Origin of the sequence: Pseudoflavonifractor sp. 524-17, from assembly GCF_009935845.1 — a bacterium.
GTDB lineage: Bacteria > Bacillota > Clostridia > Oscillospirales > Oscillospiraceae > Pseudoflavonifractor_A.
The window spans coordinates 1-2689 of the sequence record NZ_QWEK01000105.1; the positions used below are offsets into that span (position 1 = coordinate 1).

Here is a 2689-nt window from a genome sequence, read left to right on the forward strand (position 1 = left end):
TCCGCAGCATCCGTTCCCATATTCTGAAATGGAAAGCCGAACAGCCCAAAGCGTCATCCCGGTTCACCTCTGCGCCAACCCAGGCCAATGTTTATGAGCTTGCTGCTGCCCATGTAAAAATTGGCAAACTGGAGCATGAACTGAAACGTGCCAGACAGGAACTTGAATTTGTAAAAAAATTATAAACGCTGGCAGGGAGGAATAGGTAGCGTGTTTGTACCAGCTCCAACAGATGAGAGGTTTGCTATGATACAAGCAACACTGTCTTCCTATGACAATATCCTAAGCGTTTCTGAGTTATGTCGCATCGCCAATGTTTCCCGCTCTGGATATTACCGCTGGGCCGCTGCCGCTGAATCCCGCGCGAGACGTGAAGCCCAGGAGCAAAATGATTTCGCACTGATTTTGCAGGCGTATAATCATCGCGGATACGCAAAAGGAGCGCGCAGTATCTACATGCATCTCCTGCATTTGGAAACTCCTGTGTGCATGAATCTCAAGAAAATCCGAAGAATTATGAATAAATATGGTTTGAAGTGCCCCATCCGAAAAGCAAATCCTTATCGCCGGATGCTCAACGCAGTGAATCAGTTGATCAAAATCCATGGTGTTTCTCTACAGGCAGAAACCCTGATCAACAGCGATCAGGGATCCCACTATACAAGTTTGAAATTCATTCAAATCATCCGGGATAATCATCTGCGCCAGTCCATGTCCAGGAAAGCCAACTGCTGGGACAATGCGCTCCAAGAGAGCTTCTTCGGGCATATGAAGGACGAGTTGGATTTGGTCGCCTGCAGCGTCAATGCTGGAATCGCCAGGGCGGAGGATGCCACGCGGGGGCTGTTCCTGCTGGATCAGGTCTACGAGCTGATGTACCAAATCGCCAAAAAATAAGTGGAAAGCTGTCGCCAAATACTTGTTTTTACTGGCAATATAGGATATAATTTTAATTGTGATCTGTTAATAGATGGTAGGTGTACATTATGGCGACTCAACCGATTTATCAGTTTTATTCCTGCCTGAAAGACTATCAGCCCACTGTCTGGCGGCGATTCCAGGTAGCGGGCAATGTCTCGCTGGCGAGGCTGGGCTATATCCTCATGACAATGTACGAGATGCAGGCAAGCCATTTATTTTGCATAGATTATTTTATCAAAGAGGATCTGTTGGGCTATCTACAGGAGAAAAATTTTCCCACAGAGGATATGCATTGGAGCCGTCCGGAGGTTATACATTACGAGGTTTTGACAGAAGATTCACTGCCTGATACAGAGACGGAGCAGACCATGGACGCTGCTGCCATGACTTTGCGGCGGCTTTCCAATACGCCAGGGCTGCGGCTGTGTATGCGGTATGACTGCGGCGATGGTTGGGAGGTTGAACTGCGGCTGGAACAGGTCTTCCAAGATGACGCCTTGCCGGGAAAATTACTCCCTCGCGTTTTAGAGGGAGCAGGATACGGAATTATTGAAGATTGCGGCGGTGTCGGTGGGCTGGAGCGATTGGCAAAAGCCTTTCAAAAGAAAAAGGGCCGGGAATATAGCGAATTTTCAAAATGGCTGGGCGTTAAGGAATTGGATCTGTCTACTTTCGATATCAAAGATATGAACTATCGTTTAAAGAAAGTTCCACGGATATACCGGGATGCGTATGAACTTGGACTCCAGACGACCAAGCAATCCTTGGCGCTTTTAGAACGAAAATATTTAAAATGATTTCTCATTAAGGGTGAACTCGGAAGGGTTCGCCCTTGTTATTTTGAGGGAACAGCTATGGCCATCACAAAAATACTTGCCTGGAAGGGCCGCCTGGACATCGGCATCAACTACGTCCTCAACGGGGACAAGACCGGGGAGCGCGTCCTCACCGCCCACCTGAACTGCGACCCCGGCCGGGAATGCCGTCAGATGCTGGACACCAAGCGGGCTGTGGGCAAGGAGGATGGCATGATGTACTACCACATCATCCATTCTTTCAAGCCGGGGGAGGTCACGCCGGAACAGGCGCTGGAGATCGCCACAGAATTTGCGAAAGAGCATCTGCTAGGGTACGAGACAGTGATCGGAGTCCATGTGGACAAGGAGCATATCCACGCCCACCTAGTTTTCAATTCCGTCAACGCCGACACCGGCGAGAAGTACCACAGCAACGCCCAGAGCTACTACCAGCAGATTCGTGCCGTTTCGGATCGGCTGTGCCGGGAGCATGGACTGCCGGTCATTATGGAGGGCAGCGACCGCAAGGCGGTCAGCTACATCGAATGGCTGCGCCAGTCCAAGGGCTAGCCCACCTTCCGCTCCATGCTGGAGGCGGATCTGCAGGCAGCCATTGAGGACGCCAACGACCTGGGCCACTTCTTTATGCTCATGGAACATATGGTGCGCCCTTAAGCAAGACGGCGCCTAATAAATGTCTTGCGTGGCCTTATTGAAATTCCGCCTTTAGCAAGCGGTAGGAAAAGTATCTCGTTACATCTCAATAAGATGAGAAAGGGGGAGTAATTACAAGAGATGGACAACCTATCACCTCGCGACTTATCCGAAAGGGAAACCAGACGGGGAGTGTAGCATGTCGCGGTCCCATCAGGACAGACGCGGTCTCAGCCCAAGTCCTAGAGTCTGTTTTAAAACTAAGGGATTGTGTGTAAAGTGCCGAGCTGATAAAATGGAGCGCATGAAAAGACATG

General features: G+C 50.0%; 4 protein-coding genes. All 4 read left to right on the forward strand.

What is annotated here, in order from left to right; genetic code table 11:
* The coding region (locus D1159_RS18630) for a hypothetical protein (protein WP_161847087.1) at positions 1 to 185 on the forward strand (185 nt) is incomplete at its 5' end.
* 61 nt (positions 186 to 246) lie between these two features.
* Positions 247 to 897 carry an IS3 family transposase gene (locus D1159_RS18635; protein ID WP_161847088.1) on the forward strand — a complete coding sequence of 217 codons (651 nt, stop codon included), beginning with the start codon at positions 247 to 249 and terminating at the stop codon, positions 895 to 897.
* Positions 898 to 986: 89 nt separating this feature from the next.
* Positions 987 to 1718, forward strand: coding sequence for a plasmid pRiA4b ORF-3 family protein (locus D1159_RS18640; RefSeq protein ID WP_161847089.1), 732 nt, complete (start codon positions 987 to 989; stop codon positions 1716 to 1718).
* A 57-nt stretch (positions 1719 to 1775) separates the two neighbouring features.
* Entirely contained in the window at positions 1776 to 2288 is a 513-nt protein-coding gene (locus D1159_RS18645; RefSeq protein WP_243152403.1) for a relaxase/mobilization nuclease domain-containing protein, read from the forward strand.
* Positions 2289 to 2689: the final 401 nt, after the last annotated feature.

Bases quoted from the DNA above. Each gene is read 5' to 3' on its own strand.
- D1159_RS18645 (WP_243152403.1), top strand. From the start codon at position 1,776: ATGGCCATCACAAAAATACTTGCCTGGAAGGGCCGCCTGGACATCGGC.
- D1159_RS18640 (WP_161847089.1), top strand. From the start codon at position 987: ATGGCGACTCAACCGATTTATCAGTTTTATTCCTGCCTGAAAGACTAT.
- D1159_RS18635 (WP_161847088.1), top strand. From the start codon at position 247: ATGATACAAGCAACACTGTCTTCCTATGACAATATCCTAAGCGTTTCT.